Origin of the sequence: Enterococcus sp. 10F3_DIV0382, from assembly GCF_002140245.1 — a bacterium.
GTDB classification, from domain to species: domain Bacteria; phylum Bacillota; class Bacilli; order Lactobacillales; family Enterococcaceae; genus Enterococcus_B; species Enterococcus_B lactis.
On the sequence record NZ_NGMF01000002.1, the window covers coordinates 375,261 to 399,802 of the forward strand.

Consider the following 24,542-nt stretch of genomic DNA (forward strand, 5'->3'; position numbering starts at 1 on the left):
TGCAAAGAAAGAGGGAGTTTCATTATGATGCTACGTGTAGAAAAATTGCGCAAAAAAATGCAAGAAGAAAATTTGGATTCATTTTTGGTTACCAGTCCGTACAATCTTCGTTACTTAACGAACTTTACAGGTACGACAGGATTAGCTGTTATTACTTTGGAAAAAGCATTTTTTATTACTGATTTTCGTTATACCGAGCAAGCGGCAGCGCAGGCTCAAGGGTTTGAAATTATTAAAAATGTCGGACCTATTTTTGATGAGGTAGCAAACTTAGTACGCAAAGAAGAACTGCACTCATTAGCTTTTGAGGAAACAACAGTCTCATTTTTAGAATATTCTGTTTTAGAAGAAATCATCGATGCGGAATTAGTACCTGTTTCACAGATGATTGAAGAACTCAGAGAAGTGAAAGATGAAGAAGAAATCGCCATTATCGAAAAAGCATGTAATATTGCGGATATGGCTTATGATCACATCCTGAAAATGATCCAACCGGGCATGACTGAGATTGAAGTCGCAAATCAACTAGACTTTTATATGCGTTCTCTTGGCGCTTCAGGTGTTTCTTTTGATACGATCGTTGCTAGCGGATTGCGTTCGGCTATGCCGCATGGTGTAGCAAGCAAGAAACTCATCGAACAAGGTGACTTGATCACGTTGGATTTTGGCTGCTATTACGAAGGGTATGTTTCTGATATGACACGTACATTCGCTATTGGTGATCCTGGAGAAAAATTAAAAGAAATTTATCAAGTAGTTCTAGACGCGCAATTAGCGGTTATTGATGCTGCGAAACCAGGAGTGACTGGTGTACAATTAGACGCAGTTGCTAGAGATTATATTTCAAAACATGGTTATGGTGAAGCGTTTGGACATTCTACAGGACATGGGATTGGTCTTGAGATTCACGAAGGACCGAATGTTTCTTCTCGTGCGGAAAAGCAATTTGTACCAGGAAATGTAATTACTGACGAGCCAGGGATCTACTTACCAGGAATCGGTGGGGTACGTATTGAGGACGATTTGCTGATCACAGAAGATGGCAATCGTGTATTGACTCGTTCACCAAAAGAATTGATCATCTTATAGTCTCGTCCATAAAAGAAGTAAGCGTAAAAATCAGTGTTCACAGACTTTGTTATAGAAAATCGCTTGATTTAATGATACACTATAGAAGAACTTTTAAGCTGTAAGAGATAATAAAGTTGGATATTTTCTCCAATTCATAGCAATTTGCAGCTGATCGGCGGCAGTTTTTTACCAAATGATCATTATAGCCGCATCATAGAGAATTCGGATGTATCTCGTGCTTAGGCAAAGGGAGGAATAAATAAATGGCAGATGAAAAAAATTTGATTTTAAACGCAAACCAAGATTTGGGAGAGATTGTGATTGCTCCTGAAGTCATCGAAGTAATCATCGGGATTGCTGCTTCTAAAGTAGAAGGCGTATACGGAATGCGCGGAACTTTTGCCAGCAATGTCACTGAATTATTAGGACGAGCAGCTCACGGAAAAGGTGTTTACTTGGCAAATGAGGAAGATGGCTTGAAAGTAGATCTTTACTGCTACCTGGAATATGGTGTTTCAGTTCCTAAAGTTGCAATGGAAATGCAAGAACGGGTTAGCCAGCAAGTCCTTTTCATGACAGATATCGATCTAGCTGAAGTCAATATCCATGTAGTAGCTGTTGTTCCTGAAAAATTAGAACAACCAACAATCGAAGAACTTTTTGAAGACGAAGAGGAAGAGAATGAATAAAGAATTATCAAGACACGAGATTCGGGAGATGGCATTGCAGGCTTTATTTCCGTTAGACTTCAATGCAGACCTAACAAAAGAAGATGCGATTTTCAACGCAATCGAATTAGACCACCGCGACATGATCAATGAAGATGAATCAGAGTTTGTTCCTGTTTATCTTGATACGCTAGTTGGCGGTGTCTGTGCAAAAAAAGATGAATTGGATAAAGTGATCGAAAAACATTTGAAAAATAATTGGCATATCAATCGGATCTCAAAAATGGATTTGGTGATCTTGCGTATCGCAATTTTTGAAATGACTTATGTGACAGATGTACCAGCGGCTGTTGCTTTAAATGAAGCAATTGAGTTGGCAAAAACATTTAGTGATGACCGTTCGCGTAAATTCGTCAACGGTGTCTTATCCAATGTATTAAAAGAATTAGAAGCTGGGGCGTAAGTCCTAGCTTTTTTCTGTGAATCATCATAAACCTGTTATAAATCGGGAAAATTCTATGGTAGAATGAAAACACAAAAAATATCTGGGAGTGGTTAGATGGCAGAATTGATTAACGGAAAAGAATTAGCTGAAAAAATGCAGGCAGAGATTGCTGAAAAAATCCAAAAATTGAAAGATAATGGTATCCATCCCGGATTAGTTGTTTTATTGGTAGGGGAAAATCCAGCCAGTCAAATCTATGTAAGAAATAAAGAACGCGTAGCAAAAGAAATCGGAATCCATTCATCAGTAGAGCGTTATCCTGAGACAATTTCTGAAGACGAACTACTTGCAGAAATCGAAAAATACAATCAAGATCCTAGATTTCATGGTATATTGGTCCAATTACCATTGCCAAAGCATATAGATGAAGAAAAGATCCTGTTAGCTATCCGTCCTGAAAAAGATGTAGATGGCTTTCATCCAATGAATTTAGGCAGACTCCTTGCGGGTAAACCGGACAAGATTCCTTGTACTCCATACGGCATCATGAAAATGTTTGAAGCTTATTCTATCGATCCGACGGGTAAACGAGCAGTAGTTATCGGACGAAGCAATATCGTCGGTAAACCGATGGCTCAGCTGCTCTTGATGGCAGATGCAACTGTTACTGTTGCTCATTCTAAAACCGAAAATCTGGCTGAACTGGCACAAGAAGCAGATATTTTAGTCGTAGCAATAGGACGTGGACATTTTGTCACAAAAGAATTCGTAAAACCAGGTGCTGTAGTGATCGATGTAGGGATGAACCGTGATGCTAACGGTAAGCTGATCGGTGATGTGAAATTTGATGAAGTGGAGCCTGTTGCAGGCTGGATCACTCCTGTGCCAAAGGGTGTAGGGCCAATGACTATCACGATGCTGATGTATCAAACCGTAAAATCTGCCGAAGCTTTTGGAGCAGGTGAATAAATGGCACAAGAATATTTAACTGTCACTACATTAACGAGGTATTTGAAACGTAAATTTGATGCCGATCCTTATTTAGAACGAGTATATTTAACAGGCGAAATATCGAATTTCCGTTTACGCGCCAATGCCCATCAATATTTCAGCTTAAAAGATGATCATGCAAAAATATCTGCTATCATGTTCAAAGGTGCATTCCAAAAATTACGATTCCAGCCAAAAGAAGGAATGAAAGTCCTTGTTGTTGGGCGTATTTCACTCTATGAAGCGGGAGGTTCGTATCAAATCTATGTAGAGCACATGGAGCCTGATGGAATAGGTGCTTTATATCAAGAATTGGAAGAACGAAAAGAAAAGCTGATGAAGGAAGGCCTTTTTCAAGGTCCTAAAAAAATGTTGCCGCGTTTTCCAAAGCGAATCGCAATCCTTACCAGTCCAAGCGGAGCGGTTATCCGCGATATCATCACGACGGTAAAAAGAAGGTATCCAATTGTCCAATTGGTTTTGTTCCCAACCGTTGTACAAGGGAATCAAGCAGCGGACAATGTTGTCAAAAATATCCGACGAGTAGAAGAGATGGGCGATTTCGATACAATGATCATTGGTCGTGGGGGCGGATCAATTGAGGATTTGTGGCCGTTTAATGAAGAACGGGTTGCCCGAGCGATTTATCAAGCCAATACGCCGGTAATCTCATCTGTGGGACATGAAACAGATACCACGATCGCTGATTTAGTAGCAGATGTTCGGGCTGCTACTCCAACAGCAGCTGCAGAATTAGCTGTTCCTGTTTTGTCAGAAGAGTTGATGCGCATTCAAGAACGGCAAGCTAGATTGCAGCAGGCGTTTGTACACCAGATCCAGCGGAAACAAGAACGGTTCGAGCGTGCTCGACGTTCCTATGTCTTTCGGCAGCCTGAAAGATTGTATGAAGGTCAGACCATCAAATTAGATCAATTGAAACAGCGATTATATCAAGCTACACAGCAGATTTATCATGCAAAAGAAAAGCAAACCATCGCGTTAAGCCACCAATTGGAACAAGTGGCTCCGATTTATCGAGTCAAAGCAGCCCGCCAAGAAACTGCTTATCTAGAAAAACGTTTAGAAGAGAAAATCCAACAATATATGAAACAACAGCAGCAGCGTTTTGCTCAAGCTGTTCAATCTCTTGATTTGTTGAGTCCATTGAAAATCATGGGAAGAGGCTACAGCTATACGACGTTAAATGATCAAGTAGTAAAAAGTGTCTCCGAGATCCATCAAGGGGATTTGCTGACGATCCATTATCAAGATGGAATCGTTAAAGGACAAGTACAAGAGATAGACAAAGGAGAATAAAAATATGGAAAATCCAACTTTTGAAGAGTCACTGCAAGAATTAGAAAAAATCGTCATGCAGCTAGAACAAGGAGACGTTCCATTAGAATCAGCTCTAGATTCGTTTAAACGAGGAATGGAATTAAGCAAACATTGCCAAGATACCTTAGCTAAAGCAGAAGAAACCTTGACGAAAATGATGACAGAATCAAATGAAGAAGTTGATTTTGACGGAAACGAGGAAAGCTGAAATGAGATTAACTGACTTTTCAGCTATTCATCTACCAGCTGTAGAAAAAGAAATCTTGTCTTTTTTAGATGAACATACGACGGATAGAGCACTCTGTGATGCGATGACTTATTCAGTGAAAGCAGGTGGAAAAAGAATCCGTCCCTTATTACTTTTAACGGCTGTTGCTTCCTTTGATGAACCTATCGATGTTCCCGTCTATCAAGTAGCAGCTGCTTTAGAAATGGTTCATACGTATTCCTTGATCCACGATGATTTGCCTGCGATGGACAATGATGATCTTCGAAGGGGAAAACCTACCAATCACAAAGTATTCGGCGAAGCGTTAGCAATATTGGCCGGAGATGGTTTACTGACAGGCGCATTCCAGCTGATCAGTATGGCACGCTTGGGTCATTCTCCTAAGCTTCTGTTGCTTCAGCAATTAGCTGTTTGTGCGGGGTCACAAGGTATGGTGGCTGGACAAGCTGCAGATATCGAAGGCGAATCGAAAAAGCTTTCATTAGAGGAATTAGCATTTATTCATGAAAGAAAGACAGGGCGTTTGATTCGTTATGCCTTGCTAGCTGGAGGTATATTAGCGAAGCAACCTGAAGAAATCTTATTGCTACTTCAACGATTAGCCGAACATTTAGGTTTGGCTTTCCAGATAAGAGATGATCTACTTGATGTGATTGGTACAACGAAAACATTAGGGAAAACAGCTGGTAAAGATGAACGTATGGAAAAAAACACTTACCCGCGTTTATTAGGCCTGGAAAAGACACGTGAGGCGTTGGAGATTGAGTTGTTATCCGCTAATAAGATCATAGACAAATTAGAAGAGGATGTTTTTTCTTTTGATGGCGGGCTGATGCGCCAGATGATCAAGCAATTTGATGTGGAGAAATGAGGGAAAGAATGGAAAAAGAACGCGTAGATGTATTAGCGGTCAAACAAGGATTATTTGAAACAAGAGAACAGGCCAAACGTTCAGTTATGGCTGGTTTGATTTACAACGAAAAAAACGAGCGGTTTGATAAACCGGGAGAAAAAATTCCAGTAAGTAGTGAATTAAGAGTCAAAGGTAAAAAACTTCCTTATGTTTCTCGGGGTGGATTAAAATTAGAAAAAGCGCTCAAAGCATTTGATCTATCTGTTGAAGGAAAAACATTGTTAGATATCGGTGCTTCCACTGGCGGATTTACTGATGCAGCTTTGCAAAATGGTGCAAAAATGAGTTATGCTTTAGATGTCGGTTACAATCAGCTAGCTTGGAAAATCAGACAAGATCCTAGAGTTGTCGTAATGGAAAGAGTGAATTTTCGTTATGCAAAACCCGAAGACTTTACCTTAGGAATTCCAGAAGTTGCTGTTATCGATGTTTCTTTTATTTCACTAAAACTGATGCTACCTCCATTACATGCTATTTTAAAAGAAGAGGGAGAAGTGATTGCCTTAATCAAACCTCAATTCGAAGCAGGTAGAGAAGCTGTAGGGAAAAACGGAATTGTTCGTGACGCACAGACCCATCAAAAAGTTTTAGAAGACATTTTGTCATTTGCGGCACAAGGTGGATATGATGTGCTGGAAGTAAGTTATTCTCCGATCACGGGGGGAGAAGGAAATATCGAGTTCTTGGCTCACTTGAAGAAAGTACCTGAAAGCGGCACGATCAATCCAGCTATTAATATGGCAGAAGTGGTTTCAAACGCACATGAACAATTTGACCATAAATAAATTGTAACTGTGAAAATCAAGTGAGAAGTATGCGGATTCTTCTTTATTATACCAAGGAAATAAGCTATCATTGGATAAGAAGAATAAGCTAAGGAGCGAAGACGTAATGAGAAAAAAAGATCGGCATCGTTTGATTACTCGATTATTGAGTGAGCAAGATATCCGAAAGCAGGAAGAATTTGTTGAAATCCTGAAAAGCAAAGGAATATCTGTTACTCAAGCTACGATTTCCAGAGATATAAAGGAACTGAAACTGATTAAGGTACCAGCCTCAGATGGCGGCTACCGTTATAGTATACCAGCTGAAACAAATGAAGATGTAAATACTAAATTGGAAAAACTGTTAAAAGACGCTTTCGTAGCAGTTGACCAAATGGAAAAATTTGTTATTTTGAAAACTTTGCCGGGGAATGCTTCGGCAGCAGCGAATTTGATCGATAAGCGCTACAAGAAAGAATTATTTTCGATTATCAATGATGACGATAATGTTTTGATGATTACACGAACTGAAGACCAGGCAGTTTTACTAAAGAAAGACTTCCTGCATTACCTTTAAGTTGAGGAGCGAATGTGATGCTACAAGAAATCAGTATTACTAACTTTGCGATTATTCCGGAATTGCGGCTTTCTTTTCACGAAGGAATGACCGCGCTGACCGGAGAGACTGGTGCGGGTAAATCCATCATTATCGATGCCTTAGGTTTGTTAGCAGGAGGAAGAGGTTCAAGCGATTATATACGTCAAGGCGCAGAAAAATGCATTCTTGAAGGATTGTTTGAACTTCCGAAACAAGAAGGATTCTCTGAATTGATGGTTGAATTAGGTATCGAAACGGATGAAGACAATCTGATCGTTCGACGGGATATGTCGTTGACTGGAAAAAATGTTTGCCGAGTGAATGGTCACATCATCACGCTAGCTAATCTAAGGAAAATCGGAAGTTATTTAGTGGATATCCAAGGGCAAAACGAACATCAGGAACTGCTCCAGCCTGAATCACATCTTGCTTTATTGGATCGTTTTGGAGATGCAGCTTTCCAACAGAAGAAAAAGAGTTATCAGCAAGAATATACCTCTTATCGTGAGCTGGAAAAAAGGGTACGAAAAGTGCAGCAAAATGAAAAATCCTATGTTCAGAGAATAGATATGCTTCACTTTCAGCAAGAAGAAATAGCTGCTGCTGATTTGCAAGTCGGAGAAGAAGAGAAATTAAAAGAAGAAAGAGAAAAACTTAGCAATTATCAAAAAATTGCTGATGGATTAGCTGCAGGCTACGGAGCACTGACGAATAATGAACAAAACAGTGTAGATGGTGTTGGCTTGGCCGTTGCAGAATTACAAGGGATCGCACATCTAGATGTGGAGTATGAAGCAATTTATGAAAATATCCAAAGTGCTTACTATTTGTTACAAGATGCAATCGGAGACATGAGTCGTCAAATCGATTTGTTGGAGTTAGATGAGAGTCGTTTAGAAGAAGTGACTCAACGTTTAGAATTAATCCGACAGTTGAAACGCAAATATGGCGAATCCATTGAGTCGATATTGGCTTACTATGACGAAATCACCGAAGAGCTAGCTTCTTCTGATTTTTCAGAAGGTCAATTGGACAAAATGAAAGAGGAACTAGAGCAAAAAGAGCTTCTACTTCAGCAACAAGCCGCAGATCTTCATGAAGCGCGTAAAAAAATCGCAAAAGAATTGGAAAAATCCATTCTGCATGAATTAAAAAGTCTGTATATGGAAAACACTGAGTTTGAAGTACGTTTCTTAAAAGAAGAAAACAGACAATTGAATCATGATGGGTTTGACCAAATCGAATTCTACATTACGACCAATCCAGGAGAGCCGCTGAAGCCTTTAGTGAAAGTCGCTTCTGGTGGCGAATTATCTCGTATGTTACTGGCTTTGAAAACTATTTTTTCTTCTGAGCAAGGTGTGACAAGTATTATCTTTGATGAAGTGGATACAGGTGTAAGTGGAAGAGTTGCACAAGCCATCGCGGATAAAATTTCTCAAATATCGAAACATTCTCAAGTTTTGTGCATTACTCATCTGCCGCAAGTCGCCGCAGTCGCTGACTATCAATATTATATCGTGAAAGCAGTGATTGATGGTCGTACGCAAACTTCTGTTTCAGAATTGAAAACAAAAGAAAGAGAAGAAGAAATTGCACGTATGCTAGCTGGAAGTGAGATTACAAAACTGACACTCGAACATGCAAAAGAACTATTGCAACTCGCAAAAAGGACCTGATCCACTGTAGTGGTTCAGGTCCTTTTTAGCAACTGATAGCTATATTTTATTTTTTACATGACACTCATGACAGCAGTCAATACAACAGACCCAATCGTTAAAATCAGCATCGTCCAAATGACAAATTTTGTTACTTTAGCAAAAGTACTTGTTTGTTTTTTTTCACGCATTGTTTTCAACCTCGTAATTAATTAGTTAATCCAAGTGTACAATCTTTTTGTCTTTTCTACAAGAGGTCTTTTTTATAAAAACTTCCCTTTTTTTAAATAATAGGTAGTTACGATACAAATAAATAATGTTAATAGAACTAGCCAGATAAACGCATCATCTCTTTCAGCAATGGGTAGCTTGATGTTCATCCCATAGATACTTCCGATGATTGTTGGTATAGTTAATATAATCGTTAAAGAAGTTAAAATTTTCATAATATTATTCAAATTATTCGATACAATTGCTGAAAAAGTCTGATTCATTTGTTCTACTAGTTTTAACTGAATGCGAGAAGTAGTCATTGCTTGCTCTGTTTCTATCAATACATCACGTAGATGGTTTTTCAACGCATGATTTTCTTGGAAAAGTTTATTTTGCGCTAATTCTTTCAATGCATCTAAATTAGCAGAAGTCGCTTCTCTGAAATAAACAAGGCTTTTTTGGATATCCATGATTTGATAAAGTTGTTTGTTTTCAGTTGATACTTGAAGTTTGGCTTCCAAAGTATCGCATTGAGATTGAAGCGTAGCTAAATAACTGTTATAAGACAGGGTAACCTGCCAGATGAATTGAAAGAAGATATTGAGATTGGGTGAAACATCGCTTTTTGGAAAGGTTTGACTAAAGACTTTCTTTAAAAATAGTGGTTCATGATTCGTAATTGTGATAAGCTTCTTTTTGGGCGTCAAAATGATAGAGAGCGGGTATGTATCCACTTGAAAATAACCGCTAGGACTTGTTTTAGCAAACGGATATTGTAACAATAATAACGCTGGTTTTGTCAACTTTGATTGATTGAATTCTTCTGTACGGGAATTTTCTGCATCGTCCAATATGGAAGTGATGTAATCTGACGGAATTTCAAATTGATGTGTCAGCTGATGAATCTCTTCTTGATTGGGACGTTCTACACAATACCAGATTGTTTGATCAGTTTCCTTTCCGGTATTACGCAGTTTTTCATTATCTAATGTAAAATATTTGATCATGATTTTCCTCCTGTTGCCTGTTTCTTTTATTATAACGGATAGGGAATTGGAATACATGGAATGTGTTTGTAAGATATAGAATATAACTGCATAAATTTAAATAAAATGAAACAGTTGTGTAAAGTATATACAGTATACTTGAAGCAACGATAAAAAAGGAGTTTACGTTCATGGGCACATTCACACCACTTATCTTGTTTTGGTATATTTACCCGGTAATCGTTTTGTTTGGTTGCCAATTTCTTGTAAAATTATTTTCGTTAAATCGTCGTTTTAAAATAAAAGCCCCTGATTTGGCGATTCCTTTTTTGTGGGGCGGTATGCATGCGTTGTCTAGAAACACAGCGACAATTTCTATCCTGCCGTTTTTCTTTATTTCTGTTTTACTACTGGGCATCTGTATTGCTATTTTTCAAGCATATTATTATGAAGAAATCATTTATTCGCGTTATTTCAAGATGACTTGGCGTTTGGTTTTTCTGCTGACAATCGTCTTGTACGCGGTCTTGATCATTGTGAATATACTTTCTTACCTATGAAAAAAGCAGAAAAGCTGCAAAAAGTCTTTTAAAAGGCTTTTTGCAGCTTGATTCTTAAAAAAATGTTTATGAATAAAAAAAGTTGTTCCCGGATTTCCTAGAAAAGGTGGTAGAAAGTGGGGGATTGTGGTAGACTAATTTTAGTTAGTGGAGGAATGGGGGGCTTTCAATGTTGATGGGTGAATTCCAACATAATATTGATGCAAAAGGACGTTTAATCGTTCCCTCAAAACTTCGTGAAGAACTTGGCGAAAAGTTTGTTCTGACACGCGGATTGGATGGTTGTCTTTTCGGCTATCCGATGAGCGAATGGGAAAATCTGGAAGCTAAGCTGAACGAAATGCCGTTGGCTAAAAAAGACGCACGTACATTTGTGCGATTCTTCTATTCGGCTGCCACTGAATGCGAACTTGATAAACAAGGACGGATCAATATACCAAGCACGTTAAGAAATTATGCAGCTTTGACAAAAGGGTGCGTAATCATCGGCGTATCTAACCGAATTGAAATTTGGGATGAGACACGATGGGAAGATTTTTCTGCAGAAGCAGAAGAGAATTTTGACGAAATTGCTGAAAATATGATTGATTTCGGACTATAAGAATAGGAAGAGGCTGACTAATGACTGAAACATTTCAACACTATACAGTCATGTTGAAAGAAACGGTAGATGGATTGAACATCAAATCGGATGGCGTTTATGTAGACTGTACACTCGGCGGTGCCGGACATAGTGAATATTTATTGAGCCAACTAAGTTCTAAAGGGCACCTGTATGCGTTTGACCAAGATCAAAAAGCAATCGATCACGCCAAGCTGCGTTTAGCTTCTTATGTCGAACAAGGGATGGTCACATTTATCAAAGCGAATTTCAGAGAATTAGAAGAACGCTTGAGTGAGTATGTAGATAAGGTAGATGGTATTTTGTATGACTTAGGGGTTTCCTCTCCTCAACTAGATGAAGCAGAACGTGGATTTAGTTATCATCAAGATGCACCCTTGGATATGCGTATGGATCAGTCAGCTCCTTTAACCGCTTATCACGTAATTAATGAATATTCCTACCATGAATTAGTAAAGATTTTCTTCCGCTATGGCGAGGAGAAATTTTCCAAACAAATTGCTCGTGAAATCGAACGAGTACGAAAAACAAAACCAATCCAAACAACTGGTGAGCTTGTCGAAATCATTAAACAAGTCATCCCAGCTCCCGCAAGAAGAAAAGGCGGGCATCCTGCAAAAAGAATTTTTCAAGCTGTGCGGATTGCAGTAAATGACGAACTTGGTGCCGAAGAGACCTCTTTAGAACAGGCAATCCGGTTATTGAAAGTCAATGGAAGAATCAGTGTGATCACATTCCACTCATTAGAAGACAGAATTGTCAAAAGTATGTTTAAAGAATATAGTACGGTACAAGATTTACCACCGGGACTTCCTGTCATACCTGACGAATTTCAACCGGAACTGAAAGTTATTACTCGTAAACCAATCCTTCCTTCAGAGGAAGAGTTAGCAGAAAACAATCGATCACGCAGTGCAAAGTTACGTATTGCAGAAAAAATAAGAATGAAAGAGGAGTAGAATGATGGCAGAATTAAAGAAAATGCAAGAGTACGAATATGATTTACCTGAATTGGTGGATCAGCCAGAACAACAAATGCCAGATTCTTCTTCGAATCAAGAAATCATTCTTCCACAATCACCAGCAAAACGATTGAAGCAGATTTCTGCTTTGGAAAAAATTGCTGTGGCAAGCGTGGCGATTGCTATTGTTGCTTTATGTGTTTTAACAGTCATGTTGCGTACAAATATCAGCGGAGCTGAAAAAGAAATCACATCAATACAAACAGAAATCAATGATAAAAAGCAAGAAAAAACGAGTTTAGAACAAGAAAAAAATGAACTTTCTCGTACTGAACGGATTAAACAAATCGCAGAAGAAAAAGGATTGTCTATTAATGACGACAATTTAAGGAAAGTGAAGTAAATGAGTCTTAAAAATAAAATTCGGCGGTTTATGGAAAAGAAAAATCTAAATCCGATGAACAATCGCAAAAAAGTAGGTATCATTTTATTTGCTACGAGTATTGGATTGTTCTTTTTATTTGCCGTCCGTTTCTCGTATATCGTTATTGGAGGTCATGTTGCTGGTACCTCATTAGCTGAAAAAACAAAACAGTTGTACCAAGGAAGTGAAGTAGTAAAAGCAAAAAGAGGAACGATTTATGATCGTAACGGTGTGGCGCTCGCAGAAGATGCCTCCTCTTATTCAATTAAAGCGATACTCTCAAAAACATATACTTCTGGGGATAAAAAACTGTATGTCGAAGAAAAGAATTTTGATAAAATAGCAGAAATCCTGCATAAGAATCTTTCTATAGACAAAAAAGATGCACTGAATATTTTAGAAGACGGCGCAAAAAAAGAGCTGTATCAAGTTGAATTTGGTAGCTATGGGAAAAATATCTCCCAAGAAACCAAGCAAAACATCGAAGCAGATATGAAAAAAGAAGGTGTCGCTGGTCTTTACTTTGTCGACCATCAGGCTCGGATGTATCCAAATGGCGTCTTTTCTTCTCATTTTATCGGATACGCAGTTCCAGACAAAGATGAGAATGGTTTAGTGGGTAAGCTAGGTTTGGAGTCTGCTTACAATGATATTTTGAGCGGTAAAGATGGTAAGATTATTTATCAAAAAGATAATTTTCAAAATCCTCTGCCAGGTACAGTAGCAGAAGAAGAAAAAGCTGTTGATGGACAAGATATCTACACGACTTTGGACAGTAGACTACAAAGTTATTTGGAAACACTGATGGATCAAGTAAATGAAGAATATCAACCGGAAGAATTGACAGCAGTCTTGATGAAAGCAAAAACTGGAGAGATTTTGGCGATGGGCCAGCGTCCTACTTTCAATCCCGAAACAATGGAAGGTTTGACTGGAGAAGATGCTATCTGGCGTAATTTCTTGGTACAAGATAGTTATGAGCCAGGATCAACCATGAAAGTTTTCACTACTGCAGCCGCTATCGAAGAAGGAGAATTCAACGAGAATGAAACCTTCCAATCTGGAAAAATCCAAGTAGAAGATGCGACGATCAATGACCATGACTTTGGTGAAAAAGGTGTGCTGACCATGCGTCAAGCTCTTTCATGGTCAAGTAACGTCGGGATGGTCATACTGGAACAGCGATTAGGCGGACGATGGTATAATTATTTACAAAAACTAGGATTTGGACAAAGTACCCATTCTGGATTAGATGACGAAGTAAATGGTGCTTTGCCTACATCAAATATTGTCGACCGAGCAATGAGTGCTTATGGACAAGCGGTAGGTGTGACGAATTTCCAAATGATGAAAGCTTTCACTTCTATTGCGAATAACGGTACAATGATTCAACCTCGGTATATCAGCAAAGTAGTGGATCCTCAAACTGGCGAAGAGCGAACAACTCAAACAGAAGTTCTAGGTCAACCTTTTTCAAAAGAAACAACAGAAAAAGTCCGTGAATATATGAGAGATGTTGTCGAAAGCGAAAACTACGGTAGTGCTTATGGTGTATATAGTGTACCTGGATACAATGTATCGGCAAAAACCGGAACAGCCCAAATCGCTTCTGATACAGGGGGATACCAAACAGGAGATACAGCCTACCTGTATTCGATTGTGGAGATGGTTCCTTCTGAAGATCCAGACTATGTCTTGTATCTAACAATGAAACACCCTAAGACATATGATCGAATGGCTCTGGCTAAAATCGCAAATCCATTGATGAAACGGGCCATGGATTTTAAAGAAACTGAAGAAGATGCGGATACAGAAACCAAAACAGAAAAAGTATCTGTAGCCGATTATCGTAATCTAGAAGCAGATGTTGCAGCAGCGGATGCTCAAAAAAGCGGACTGCAACCTGTCGTTATCGGTAACGGGAAAAAAGTACAAAAACAATCTACTGCCAACGGTGATCAGTTGATCTCTGGAGAAAAACTGATTCTATATACTGGCGGCGACAAGCTGATGCCTGATGTAACTGGATGGTCAAAAGCAGATATCATGAAGCTAGGGAAAATCCTTGGTATCGAAGTTAGTTTTGATGGGGATGGTTATTGTGTCAAACAAGAACTTGCTCCATATGAAAAAATCACAAAAGAAAAACTTAATTTTACTTTAGAAGAATAAGAAGAGAAATAGGAGAGAAAAGAGCATGGAATGGACACAAGCATTGATTCCCATTGTCAGCAGTTGTGCAATGACGATTGCCGCAATGCCGCTATTTATTGGTTACTTTCAAATGAAAAAGCAAGGTCAGGCGATTCGCGAGGAGGGACCAAAGTGGCACAATATCAAAGCCGGAACTCCTACAATGGGCGGCTTAGTGTTTCTGATCGGCTCTATTTTGACAGGGATTTGGGTTGGAGCTTGGCAAAAACAGCTGACTCCTACTCTTTTCATCTTGCTTTTTGTATTAGCATTATATGGAGTAATTGGTTTTCTTGATGATTTTATAAAGATCTTCAAGAAAAGAAACATGGGGCTGAACTCGAAACAGAAACTGATTGGACAGGTTCTAGGGGGAATCATCTTTTATCTTGTTTACCGTTCTGAAGGCTATCCAGGTGTATTGAATTTCTTTGGGTTGGATCTGCCTTTAGGAATCATTTATGGGGTTTTCGCTATCTTCTGGCTTGTTGGATTTTCAAATGCGGTCAATCTGACGGATGGTATCGATGGATTAGTTGCTGGCTTAGGCAGCATCTCTTTTGCAGCTTACGGTCTGATTGCTTGGCATCAGCATCAGTATGATGTATTAATCATTTGTCTCAGTGTCTTAGGTGGCTTACTTGGATTCTTCGTCTATAACCGGAAACCTGCCAAGATTTTTATGGGAGATGTTGGTTCATTAGCTTTGGGCGGACTTTTAGCGGCAATTTCTATGATGCTGAACCAAGAGTGGACATTGCTTTTGATTGGCTTGATTTATGTTATGGAAACTGCAAGTGTGATGCTTCAAGTTACATCCTTTAAACTTACGGGAAAACGAATTTTTAAAATGTCTCCAATCCACCATCATTTTGAAATGTGCGGATGGTCGGAGTGGAAGATTGATACAGTTTTTTGGTTGATCAGCATTGTGACTTCATTGATCACATTATGGATCGTTTGGTAGGAGATGACAGGAAATGAAAAAAATATCAACATATGAAAATAAAAAAGTGCTTGTCTTAGGACTCGCAAAAAGCGGAGTAAGTGCGGCCAAATTATTACATGAATTGGGCGCACTTGTCACCGTTAATGACGGAAAACCTTTTGATGAAAATCCGGAAGCACAAGAATTGCTTTCTTTAGGGATAAAAGTAATAACAGGCAGTCATCCAATCGAATTACTAGATGAAGAATTTTCGTTGATGGTCAAAAATCCTGGGATTCCCTACAGCCATCCTTTAGTAGCAAAAGCCCAAGAAATGGGTATTCCGGTAATTACGGAAGTGGAGCTAGCTTACGAAGTAGCGGAATGCCCAATTATTGGGATTACAGGAACGAATGGAAAAACCACGACAACAACAATGACTGGACTACTACTGAATGCAGGCGTAGACAAAGGAGTTGCACGTTTAGCAGGAAATATTGGGTATCCAGCAAGTGGTGTCGCGCAAGAAGCGAAACCAGAAGATAAAATCGTGATGGAGTTATCTAGTTTTCAACTCATGGGAATCACAGATTTCCATCCTCATATAGCGGTGATCACCAATATTTATGAAGCACATATTGATTATCATGGGACAAGAAAAGAATACGTCAAAGCTAAATGGAACCTTCAAAAAAATATGACAGCTGAAGATTATCTGGTTCTTAACTGGAATCAGTCAGAACTACAAGAATTAGCGCAAAGAACAAAAGCACGCGTCCTGCCTTTTTCGACAAAAGAAGTGTTGGAAGATGGTGTGTATGCTGACGATCACGCAATTTATTATAAAAAAGAAAAAATAATGGAAATTTCTGAACTTGGCGTACCAGGTACGCATAATGTAGAAAATGCGCTAGCTGCTATTACTGTAGCAAAATTGTATGGTGTATCAAATGAAGCTATACGACAAACGTTGCATTTATTCCATGGCGTGCCGCATCGTACGCAATATGTAGGAGAGATTCAAGGCAGAAAATTTTATAATGATTCAAAAGCAACCAATATTTTAGCGACTAAAATGGCTCTAAGCGGATTTGAAACGGCTAAGGTCGTGTTATTGGCAGGCGGATTAGATAGAGGAAATACATTTGATGAATTGGTTCCTTCACTAAAAGGAATCAAAGCAATGATCGTATTTGGTCAAACAAAAGAAAAATTGATCGATGCTGGAAAAAAAGCAGGCATCGAGACGATAGTAACAGCCGATTCTGTAGAACAAGCAGTTCCTTTAGCATTAGAAAACAGTACAGATGGTGATGTGATTTTATTATCACCAGCGAATGCCAGCTGGGATCAATACCCTAATTTTGAAACTAGAGGAAACCGATTCATGGAAGCTGTGAATCAATTAAAATAGAAAAAGTAGAAGCGAGCGATAAAAAATGAAAATTTTGGTTACAGGCGGAGGAACGGGAGGACATATTTATCCAGCTCTTGCCTTTGTCAATTATGTGAAGACACAAGTACCGAATGCGGAATTCATGTATGTGGGGGCAAAACGTGGTCTGGAAAATAAAATTGTCCCTGATACAGGAATGCCTTTCCATACTTTGGAGATTCAAGGCTTTAAACGAAAAATTTCCATGTATAATATCAAGACAATCCGATTGTTTCTTAAGAGTATCCGTCAAGCAAAAAAAATCCTCAGTGATTTTCAACCAGATATCGTTATCGGTACTGGAGGATATGTATCCGGAGCGGTAGTGTATGCTGCATCAAAAATGGGAATTCCAACTATTATCCATGAACAAAACAGTGTACCAGGTGTTACCAATAAATTTTTAAGCCGATATGTGGATCGGATCGCTCTTTCATTCAAAGATGCGGCTCCTTTTTTTCCTGAAAACAAATCAGTCCTTGTAGGTAATCCTCGAGCACAAGAAGTAGCAGATACTAAAAAATCAGATATTTTGAAAACATTTGGGTTGGATCCAGAAAAGAAAACAGTCTTGATTTTTGGCGGCAGTCAAGGAGCACTTAAAATCAATCAAGCGGTATCGGTTTTTTTAAGTGAATATATTCCTTCCTCTTATCAAGTCTTGTATGCTTCAGGAGAAAGATATTATGAAGAAATCCTAAATAAAATAAATCCTGAAATACAAAACATTAGTGTCCAGCCTTACATCAAAAACATGGCAGAAGTCATGGCTTCGAGCGATCTGCTAGTGGGACGTGCTGGTGCAACTTCGATCGCAGAATTTACAGCTTTGGGGCTTCCGGCAGTGCTGGTTCCTAGTCCATATGTTACGAATGATCATCAGACTAAAAATGCAATGAGTCTTGTTCATGCAGGAGCAGCAAAAATGATTGCGGATAATGAGCTAACGGGTGAATCACTAAGTCAGACAATTAACGAAATCATGGATGATGAAGAATTGCAAAAGCAAATGTGCCGAGCTTCTAAAGAACAAGGCATCCCTGATGCTTCAAAACGTCTTTATGACGTAGTGAATCAAATAATCAAAAAATAAAGGCGGTGGTCTTAGTGAGTAAGAAAAAAGAACCTAAAAAATTGTCTCATCCGTCTTCTGATAAAAACAATTTGACTCCTTGGCAAAAGGCTAACCGAAAATATCTGGCAGAACAAGGGATGAAAAACCAAGAGCCAAAAAAAGAAGACACACCATTAGATACACCCCTTTCAGATTCTGAAGAAGAAAGAACGGTTCAAGAGGAACAGCAAGAAACAAGCCAGTCAGAAAGCCAGTCCGAGAAAAAAATCGAATTTTTTGAAGAGATCAAGCAAAAGAAAAACGGTGGCCCGTATAACGGTTCTTTTTTGAATCGTCTCCCCAATTTAAAAAGTCAAAGGCATAAAGTACTGTTTCGTCGGTTAGCATTGATTATTACTGTATTGGGCATACCGCTGATTTTTTTGATCTATTATGTTTCTCCTTATAGCAAGCTACAAGCAGTTGCAGTGTCAGGTAATAAGGTAGTCAACAGTCAGGAAATCATCTCTGATACCAAATTGTCATTGGGAGAAAATGTCTGGGGGCAGTATTTCGATCGATCCACTTATATCGAACGGCTAAAAAAAGCACAGCCGAGAATCGAAAAAGCAACTATACACTTCAAAGGGATAAATGAGTTCGATTTGGATGTGACAGAATATAAAGAAATCGCTTTGATTGCAAAAGATAATCAATACTATCCAGTAATTGAAAATGGAACAGTATTAGATGAAAAAGTAGCAAATCCTACAAAAAATCTCCCTATCTTGGAAGAGTTCAAAGATTCAGCAAAAATCAAAGAATTAACAAAGCAATACAATCAGTTATCATCAGAATTGCAAAAAGCAATCTCTGAAATCAAGTATACACCAAGAGCAAGTAATAAAAACCTGATCCAATTGAACATGAATGATGGCAATCAAGTCATTGTAAATATCAATAATCTTGCGAACCAAATGAAATATTATTCGCAAGTAGCCAAAGACATGGATGAAAAAGGTGTAATCGACATGGAAGTTGGCATCTACTCATATCCTTACAGCAGTACTCAAGAAACGGCAGAATCGGACCAAACGGAAGAAACAACTGGAAGTGAAGAAAACGCGGATCAAATAAATGGGTCAAGTGAAGAGTCAGAAACGCAAGCAGCAGATACTCCTGAATCGTCTGATACAAACGGCTCATCTGATTCAAATAATTCAAGTGAAACAAGTCAAATAGAAGACAATCCAAGTACAACTCCGTCAAGTTTAAATGAAAATTGATAAAACAACTTTAAAAAGTAAGAATGTACTTTCTAAAAACCAGTAATTTATGGTAGAATTGAAAGCAGTGAATATATCTATTAATAAGTATATTTTAAAACGGACGCTAGTTGTTCGCTTGTATATGGAATAGTAAGTAGGAGGGAATCCCATTCATGGCAAAAACAGGAATGTATGTAGGCCTTGATATTGGAACGACATCTGTTAAAGTTGTCGTGGCTGAATATATCGACAGCCAAATGAATATTATTGGAGTAGGAAACGCAAAATCAGAAGGGATTAACCGAGGCATTATCGTTGATATCGATAAAACGGTCCAAGCGATACAACGAGCAGTACGACAAGCAGAAGAAAAAGCAGGTATCCAGATCAAAGGCGTAAGTGTCGGTTTGCCAGCAAACATGCTTGAAGTAGAAAATTGCCAGGGAATGATTGCAGTTAACGGAGATTCAAAGGAAATCACCGATGAAGATGTCAGAAATGTGGCTTCTGCTGCCCTTGTTCGTTCAATACCTCCTGAACGTCAAATCGTGTCAATTTTGCCACAAGATTTTACTGTCGATGGATTCGAGGGGATCAAAGACCCGCGTGGAATGATCGGCGTAAGATTAGAAATGTACGGTCTGTTGTTTACCGGACCAAAAACGATCATCCATAACATACGTAAATGCGTGGAAAATGCCGGATTAATCGTCAATGAAATGGTGATTACTCCTTTAGCGCTGACAGAATCAATTCTTTCTGACGGAGAAAAAGATTTTGGTACGATTGTTATTGATATGGGTGGTGGCCAAACGACAACAGCTGTTATGCATGATAAGCAATTGAAGTTTACCAGTCTCGACCAAGAAGGTGGCGAATTTGTCACTAAAGATATCTCTATTGTATTAAATACGTCTTTTAACAATGCAGAAGCGTTGAAAATAAATTACGGGGATGCATATCCAGAACGGACATCACCAGATGAAGAGTTTCCAGTAGATGTAATTGGCCAATCAGAACCAGTGAAAGTCGATGAACGCTATTTGTCAGAAATTATTTCAGCTCGTATGGAACAGATTTTCAACAAAGCAAAAGATGCATTGGACCAAATCGAAGCATTAGAGTTGCCAGGTGGCGTCGTATTGACAGGCGGAGCTGCTAGTCTTCCAGGTGTTGTGGACTTGGCGCAAGAAATCTTCGGCGTAAATGTGAAACTGTATGTTCCAAATCACATGGGACTGAGAAACCCGGTATTTACAAATGTAATAAGTATCGTTGATTATTCAGCAAACTTGAGCGAAGTGTATCAATTGGCAAAAATTGCTGTTACAGGTGAAACCTCAGCAGCTCGTCAAATGGTAGTTGAACAAGAAACAACAAACACATATGAAAGCTATGAAGCACCTGAAGAAACAGTCTACGATGAGCCGGAACCAAAAGAATCCGGAGAAAATGTAAAAAATAAAATCAAGGGTTTCTTTACAAATATTTTTGATTAATTCATCCTGGGAGGAATAAGATATGGAATTCTCAATTGATAATAATATCAATGACGGCGCAGTAATCAAAGTCATCGGAGTCGGCGGTGGCGGTGGAAATGCTGTGAACCGAATGATTGAAGAAAACGTCAAAGGTGTTGAATTCATTACGGCCAACACAGACGTGCAAGCATTAAAAAATTCAAAAGCTGAAACAGTTATCCAATTAGGACCAAAATATACTCGTGGTTTAGGTGCTGGTTCTCAACCAGAAGTTGGACAAAAAGCGGCAGAAGAAAGTGAACAATCCTTACGCGAAGCTTTAGACGGTGCAGATATGATTTTCATCACTGCAGGAATGGGTGGAGGAACTGGTACAGGTGCTGCGCCAATCGTTGCAGGGATTGCTAGAGAACTGGGCGCATTGACCGTTGGTGTCGTTACACGTCCATTCACTTTTGAAGGACCTAAACGTGGTCGTTTTGCTGCAGAAGGTATCGCTCGTTTGAAAGAAAATGTGGATACATTATTGATTATCTCAAATAACCGTTTACTAGAAGTTGTAGATAAAAAGACACCAATGCTTGAAGCTTTCCGTGAAGCAGATAACGTTTTACGTCAAGGTGTACAAGGTATCTCTGACTTGATTACGGCACCAGGTTACGTTAACCTTGACTTTGCTGACGTGAAAACAGTGATGGAAAACCAAGGTACAGCATTGATGGGAATCGGTGTAGCTAGTGGAGAAGATCGCGTAGTAGAAGCAACGAAAAAAGCAATCTCCTCTCCATTGCTTGAAACATCTATTGATGGAGCGGAACAAGTACTTCTTAACATCACAGGCGGTTTGGATATGACATTGTTTGAAGCACAAGATGCTTCAGATATCGTAGCAAATGCAGCAACTGGCGATGTAAATATTATTCTAGGTACATCTATCAATGAAGAAATGGGCGATGAAATCCGCGTGACGGTCATCGCAACAGGTATCGATGAATCAAAAAAGGAGCGCAAGTCTAGCCGTCCAGCTAGACAAGCACAAATGCAATCACCTGCTCAAAAGACTGTATTAGATATGGATCAAGCTAAACCAACTTCTGCAGAAGAAGAAAACAGTTTTGGCGATTGGGATATCAGACGTGAACAAAATGTTCGTCCTAGAGTTGATGATTCCAATTTTGACAATATCGAAAAAAAAGAATTTGATACATTCAACCGCGAAGAAACAAAATCTCATGGCGATGATGAATTAAATACGCCACCGTTTTTCCGTCGTAAAAAATAAAGGAGAGGAAGAGCACATGATTGCTGACAACTTGCAGAAAATCAAGCAAGAAATTCAGGATTCGTGTGCTCTTGTTCATCGTGATCCGAAAGAAGTTACATTAGTAGCTGTAACAAAATCTGTTGAATCAGCTCAAGCTGAAGAATTGGTCAGAGCTGGCGTTATGAATTGTGCAGAAAACCGAGTAGATAAACTATTACAAAAGAAACAAGATTTATTTGATTTTCCCGAAATAAAGTGGCATTTAATTGGTAATTTACAGCGCAGAAAGGTAAAATTGATTGTAAATGAAATTGATTACTTTCATGCGTTGGACAGTTTAAGATTAGCAGAAGAAATCCAGAAGCGGTTAGAAAAAGAATTATCCTGTTTTATTGAAGTAAATGTTTCTGGTGAGGAATCAAAACATGGAATTTCACCAGATGAGCTTTTACCGTTTGTGGAATCTTTAGCTGCCTGCACAAAAATCAAGGTTGTTGGGTTAATGACTATGGCGCCTAAAGAAGCTTCTGATGAGCAAATCCATAAAGTGTTTGGTACGCTGAAAGAATTGCGTGATCTTGTTCAAGCAAAAGGTTATGCCCATGCACCATGTAATGAATTAAGCATGGGGATGAGTCAGGATTTTCAAATTGCGATTGAAGAAGGTGCAACATTTATCCGTGTAGGAACAGCGCTATTCAAAGACGAATAAAGGAGGAACAAAAATGCCGCTTTTAAACAGAGGAGCAATTGCTAATTTTTTCGGATTAGCTGATGAGGAAGAGTACGAATACCAAGATTATCCTGAAACAACAAAAAAGGCTGTACAGCCAACTAAAAAAAATACAACACAGAATCAACCAACTCATTCTGTATCTGCTGCGAATACTCATGAGAAACAAAAAACGGCGACTTCACGTCCTGTAACGCATGAAAGTATTCAGCCGGCTGAAAAGAAAAAAGTAATTGAACTACATCAATCACCTACAAAAACTGTAGCGAAAGAAAGAACAGCTTCAAGAACGTCTACACAACCTAAAGCAAACCTTGCAGGAAAAATCACTGTGATGGAACCAAGAGCTTATTCTGAAGCGATGGCGATTGCTAAACGAATCATCGCTGGTGAAGCAACCTTAGTGAATTTTCATTTAGTGGAAGAAAAGCAAGCGAGAAGAATCGTTGATTTTCTAACAGGAACAGTTTATGCATTAGATGGAGATATCAAACGCGTTGGAGATGAGATTTTTCTTTGTACACCGACAGGGATGGAGATTGACAGTTCAACCGCTCAATCTTTTGCAGATGCGAATTTGTTTGATCTGTAAGAGGAGGAACTACGATTTATATTATTGCGCTATTACTTCATTTAATTGAACGGGCAGCCTATTTCTATAGCATTATCTTGATGGTATATGCTTTGCTCTCTTGGTTTCCAGGCGGTTATCAATCAGGATTAGGACGGTTTTTAGCTAAGATCTGTGAACCGTATATCAGTTTATTCGATCGTCTGCCTTTAAGGATCGGTCCTTTGGATTTCACGATTTTAGGGGCCATTCTAATCTTGAACTTAGCCGTACAAGGATTAGCACAGATCGTTATATGGATAACTATCCATTTAGTTTATTGATTCAAGCAACAAAATCTTTATTCTCAGAATAAATAGGAGGGGAAAATTTTGGATGGAAATGTATACCAGCACTTTCGGGCAGATGAACGTACATTTATCGACTCAGTAGGTGATTGGATTGAACAAGTTCAAGGACAATATGCGCCATATCTGACTGAATTTCTTGACCCCAGACAATCCTATATTTTAGAAACACTGATTCGGCAAAGCAGTGATTTGCGTTTCATGTTTTATGGTGGATATGAACAGGCAGAAAGAAAAAGATGTTTGATTTTCCCCGATTATTACGAACCTGTAGAGGAAGATTTTGAAACAGCATTGTATGAAATCCATTATCCTAGCAAATTTGCCAGTCTAAGTCATGGGAAAATCCTCGGGACTTTAGTGGGAACAGGTATCAAACGTTCTTACTTTGGCGATATCATCTCAGATGGCGATCGCTGGCAAGTATTTATTGCAAATGAGGTGGATCATTTTGTTGCTGCACAAGTAACAAAGATTGGAAAAGTTGCTGTACGCTTGGAACCAATCAAATACACAGAAATGATTTTGCCGAAAGACAGCTGGACACAAGAAAGAGGAACAGTTAGTTCTATGCGACTGGACAGTGTGATCTCTGAGATTTATAATATTTCCAGACAGCGGTCCAAGCAGCTGATTGAAGCTGGTAAAGTAAAAGTGAATTGGACAGAAAATACAAGACCTGATTTTGTACTTGAACTATTAGATATTATTTCAGTCAGGGGTTACGGCAGAGTCCAGATCCAAGAACTTGAGGGAAAGACGAAAAAAGAAAAGTACAGGGTGTTGTTTGGTGTATTACGTAAATAAAATAAAAAGGTGGTTTACTC

Annotated in this window: 27 protein-coding genes; 25 read left to right on the forward strand and 2 right to left on the reverse strand. The window is 38.8% G+C overall.

Annotated elements, in window-relative coordinates:
* Positions 1–24 precede the first annotated feature (24 nt).
* The 10 genes from A5849_RS12440 to recN all read left to right on the forward strand — a co-directional run bounded on the left by A5849_RS12440 (position 25) and on the right by recN (position 8,695).
* The gene (locus A5849_RS12440) at positions 25–1,089 is read left to right on the forward strand and encodes a Xaa-Pro peptidase family protein (RefSeq protein WP_002310265.1); all 1,065 of its coding nucleotides are present in this window, start codon (positions 25–27) and stop codon (positions 1,087–1,089) included.
* A 245-nt stretch (positions 1,090–1,334) separates the two neighbouring features.
* Positions 1,335–1,760, forward strand: a complete 426-nt coding sequence (locus tag A5849_RS12445; protein ID WP_002291889.1) for an Asp23/Gls24 family envelope stress response protein — start codon at positions 1,335–1,337, stop codon at positions 1,758–1,760.
* Positions 1,753–2,202 carry a transcription antitermination factor NusB gene (gene nusB / locus A5849_RS12450; RefSeq protein WP_002286662.1) on the forward strand — a complete coding sequence of 150 codons (450 nt, stop codon included), beginning with the start codon at positions 1,753–1,755 and terminating at the stop codon, positions 2,200–2,202. Before A5849_RS12445 ends, nusB begins: the two co-directional genes overlap by 8 nt.
* A gap of 96 nt (positions 2,203–2,298) precedes the next feature.
* Positions 2,299–3,153 carry a bifunctional methylenetetrahydrofolate dehydrogenase/methenyltetrahydrofolate cyclohydrolase gene (locus A5849_RS12455; RefSeq protein WP_002310266.1) on the forward strand — a complete coding sequence of 285 codons (855 nt, stop codon included), beginning with the start codon at positions 2,299–2,301 and terminating at the stop codon, positions 3,151–3,153.
* Positions 3,154–4,491, forward strand: a complete 1,338-nt coding sequence (xseA, locus tag A5849_RS12460; protein ID WP_002310267.1) for an exodeoxyribonuclease VII large subunit — start codon at positions 3,154–3,156, stop codon at positions 4,489–4,491.
* Between the two features lie 4 nt (positions 4,492–4,495).
* Positions 4,496–4,720 carry an exodeoxyribonuclease VII small subunit gene (locus tag A5849_RS12465; protein ID WP_002286657.1) on the forward strand — a complete coding sequence of 75 codons (225 nt, stop codon included), beginning with the start codon at positions 4,496–4,498 and terminating at the stop codon, positions 4,718–4,720.
* A gap of 1 nt (position 4,721) precedes the next feature.
* A complete protein-coding gene (locus A5849_RS12470) occupies positions 4,722–5,612 on the forward strand; it encodes a polyprenyl synthetase family protein (protein WP_086310137.1) in 891 nt (296 codons plus the stop codon).
* 8 nt (positions 5,613–5,620) lie between these two features.
* Positions 5,621–6,439 (forward strand): TlyA family RNA methyltransferase, encoded by an 819-nt coding sequence (locus A5849_RS12475; protein ID WP_002310269.1) that lies wholly within the window; start codon positions 5,621–5,623, stop codon positions 6,437–6,439.
* Positions 6,440–6,545: 106 nt separating this feature from the next.
* Positions 6,546–6,995: an arginine repressor gene (locus A5849_RS12480; RefSeq protein ID WP_002286653.1), complete on the forward strand. Its 450-nt coding sequence runs from the start codon at positions 6,546–6,548 to the stop codon at positions 6,993–6,995.
* Positions 6,996–7,012: 17 nt separating this feature from the next.
* The gene (gene recN, locus A5849_RS12485; RefSeq protein ID WP_002316937.1) at positions 7,013–8,695 is read left to right on the forward strand and encodes a DNA repair protein RecN; all 1,683 of its coding nucleotides are present in this window, start codon (positions 7,013–7,015) and stop codon (positions 8,693–8,695) included.
* Between the two features lie 53 nt (positions 8,696–8,748).
* Here the strand turns inward: recN and A5849_RS12490 are convergent, their stop codons facing one another.
* Positions 8,749–8,865 carry a DUF4044 domain-containing protein gene (locus A5849_RS12490; protein ID WP_002291876.1) on the reverse strand — a complete coding sequence of 39 codons (117 nt, stop codon included), beginning with the start codon at positions 8,863–8,865 and terminating at the stop codon, positions 8,749–8,751.
* Positions 8,866–8,937: 72 nt separating this feature from the next.
* Positions 8,938–9,894, reverse strand: coding sequence for a magnesium transporter CorA family protein (locus A5849_RS12495; RefSeq protein WP_002310271.1), 957 nt, complete (start codon positions 9,892–9,894; stop codon positions 8,938–8,940).
* 170 nt (positions 9,895–10,064) lie between these two features.
* Between A5849_RS12495 and A5849_RS12500 the strand changes: the two genes are divergently transcribed.
* From A5849_RS12500 to A5849_RS12570, 15 genes are all read left to right on the forward strand, one after another.
* Positions 10,065–10,433, forward strand: a complete 369-nt coding sequence (locus tag A5849_RS12500) for a DUF3397 domain-containing protein (protein ID WP_002310272.1) — start codon at positions 10,065–10,067, stop codon at positions 10,431–10,433.
* Positions 10,434–10,602: 169 nt separating this feature from the next.
* On the forward strand, positions 10,603–11,034 hold the full coding sequence (gene mraZ / locus A5849_RS12505; RefSeq protein WP_002291870.1) for a division/cell wall cluster transcriptional repressor MraZ: 432 nt from the start codon (positions 10,603–10,605) through the stop codon (positions 11,032–11,034).
* 20 nt (positions 11,035–11,054) lie between these two features.
* Positions 11,055–12,014, forward strand: coding sequence for a 16S rRNA (cytosine(1402)-N(4))-methyltransferase RsmH (rsmH, locus tag A5849_RS12510; protein WP_002314217.1), 960 nt, complete (start codon positions 11,055–11,057; stop codon positions 12,012–12,014).
* 4 nt (positions 12,015–12,018) lie between these two features.
* A complete protein-coding gene (gene ftsL / locus A5849_RS12515; RefSeq protein ID WP_002297992.1) occupies positions 12,019–12,420 on the forward strand; it encodes a cell division protein FtsL in 402 nt (133 codons plus the stop codon).
* Positions 12,421–14,613, forward strand: a complete 2,193-nt coding sequence (locus tag A5849_RS12520; protein ID WP_086310138.1) for a penicillin-binding transpeptidase domain-containing protein — start codon at positions 12,421–12,423, stop codon at positions 14,611–14,613. It begins immediately after the preceding gene.
* Between the two features lie 25 nt (positions 14,614–14,638).
* Entirely contained in the window at positions 14,639–15,601 is a 963-nt protein-coding gene (mraY, locus tag A5849_RS12525) for a phospho-N-acetylmuramoyl-pentapeptide-transferase (protein ID WP_002291862.1), read from the forward strand.
* A gap of 13 nt (positions 15,602–15,614) precedes the next feature.
* Positions 15,615–16,976, forward strand: coding sequence for a UDP-N-acetylmuramoyl-L-alanine--D-glutamate ligase (gene murD / locus A5849_RS12530; protein WP_002314216.1), 1,362 nt, complete (start codon positions 15,615–15,617; stop codon positions 16,974–16,976).
* A 25-nt stretch (positions 16,977–17,001) separates the two neighbouring features.
* Positions 17,002–18,090: an undecaprenyldiphospho-muramoylpentapeptide beta-N-acetylglucosaminyltransferase gene (murG, locus tag A5849_RS12535; RefSeq protein WP_002346310.1), complete on the forward strand. Its 1,089-nt coding sequence runs from the start codon at positions 17,002–17,004 to the stop codon at positions 18,088–18,090.
* Positions 18,091–18,104: 14 nt separating this feature from the next.
* On the forward strand, positions 18,105–19,337 hold the full coding sequence (locus tag A5849_RS12540) for a cell division protein FtsQ/DivIB (protein ID WP_002344052.1): 1,233 nt from the start codon (positions 18,105–18,107) through the stop codon (positions 19,335–19,337).
* 155 nt (positions 19,338–19,492) lie between these two features.
* Complete coding sequence (gene ftsA, locus A5849_RS12545; RefSeq protein ID WP_002291855.1) at positions 19,493–20,818, forward strand: cell division protein FtsA; 1,326 nt, start codon at positions 19,493–19,495, stop codon at positions 20,816–20,818.
* A 22-nt stretch (positions 20,819–20,840) separates the two neighbouring features.
* Positions 20,841–22,082: a cell division protein FtsZ gene (gene ftsZ / locus A5849_RS12550; protein WP_002291854.1), complete on the forward strand. Its 1,242-nt coding sequence runs from the start codon at positions 20,841–20,843 to the stop codon at positions 22,080–22,082.
* A 16-nt stretch (positions 22,083–22,098) separates the two neighbouring features.
* Entirely contained in the window at positions 22,099–22,776 is a 678-nt protein-coding gene (locus tag A5849_RS12555; protein WP_002310280.1) for a YggS family pyridoxal phosphate-dependent enzyme, read from the forward strand.
* Between the two features lie 13 nt (positions 22,777–22,789).
* Positions 22,790–23,389 (forward strand): cell division protein SepF, encoded by a 600-nt coding sequence (locus tag A5849_RS12560; RefSeq protein ID WP_002310281.1) that lies wholly within the window; start codon positions 22,790–22,792, stop codon positions 23,387–23,389.
* Between the two features lie 23 nt (positions 23,390–23,412).
* The gene (locus A5849_RS12565; RefSeq protein ID WP_033627191.1) at positions 23,413–23,691 is read left to right on the forward strand and encodes a YggT family protein; all 279 of its coding nucleotides are present in this window, start codon (positions 23,413–23,415) and stop codon (positions 23,689–23,691) included.
* A 48-nt stretch (positions 23,692–23,739) separates the two neighbouring features.
* Positions 23,740–24,522: an RNA-binding protein gene (locus A5849_RS12570; RefSeq protein WP_002310283.1), complete on the forward strand. Its 783-nt coding sequence runs from the start codon at positions 23,740–23,742 to the stop codon at positions 24,520–24,522.
* The last annotated feature ends 20 nt before the right edge of the window (positions 24,523–24,542 follow it).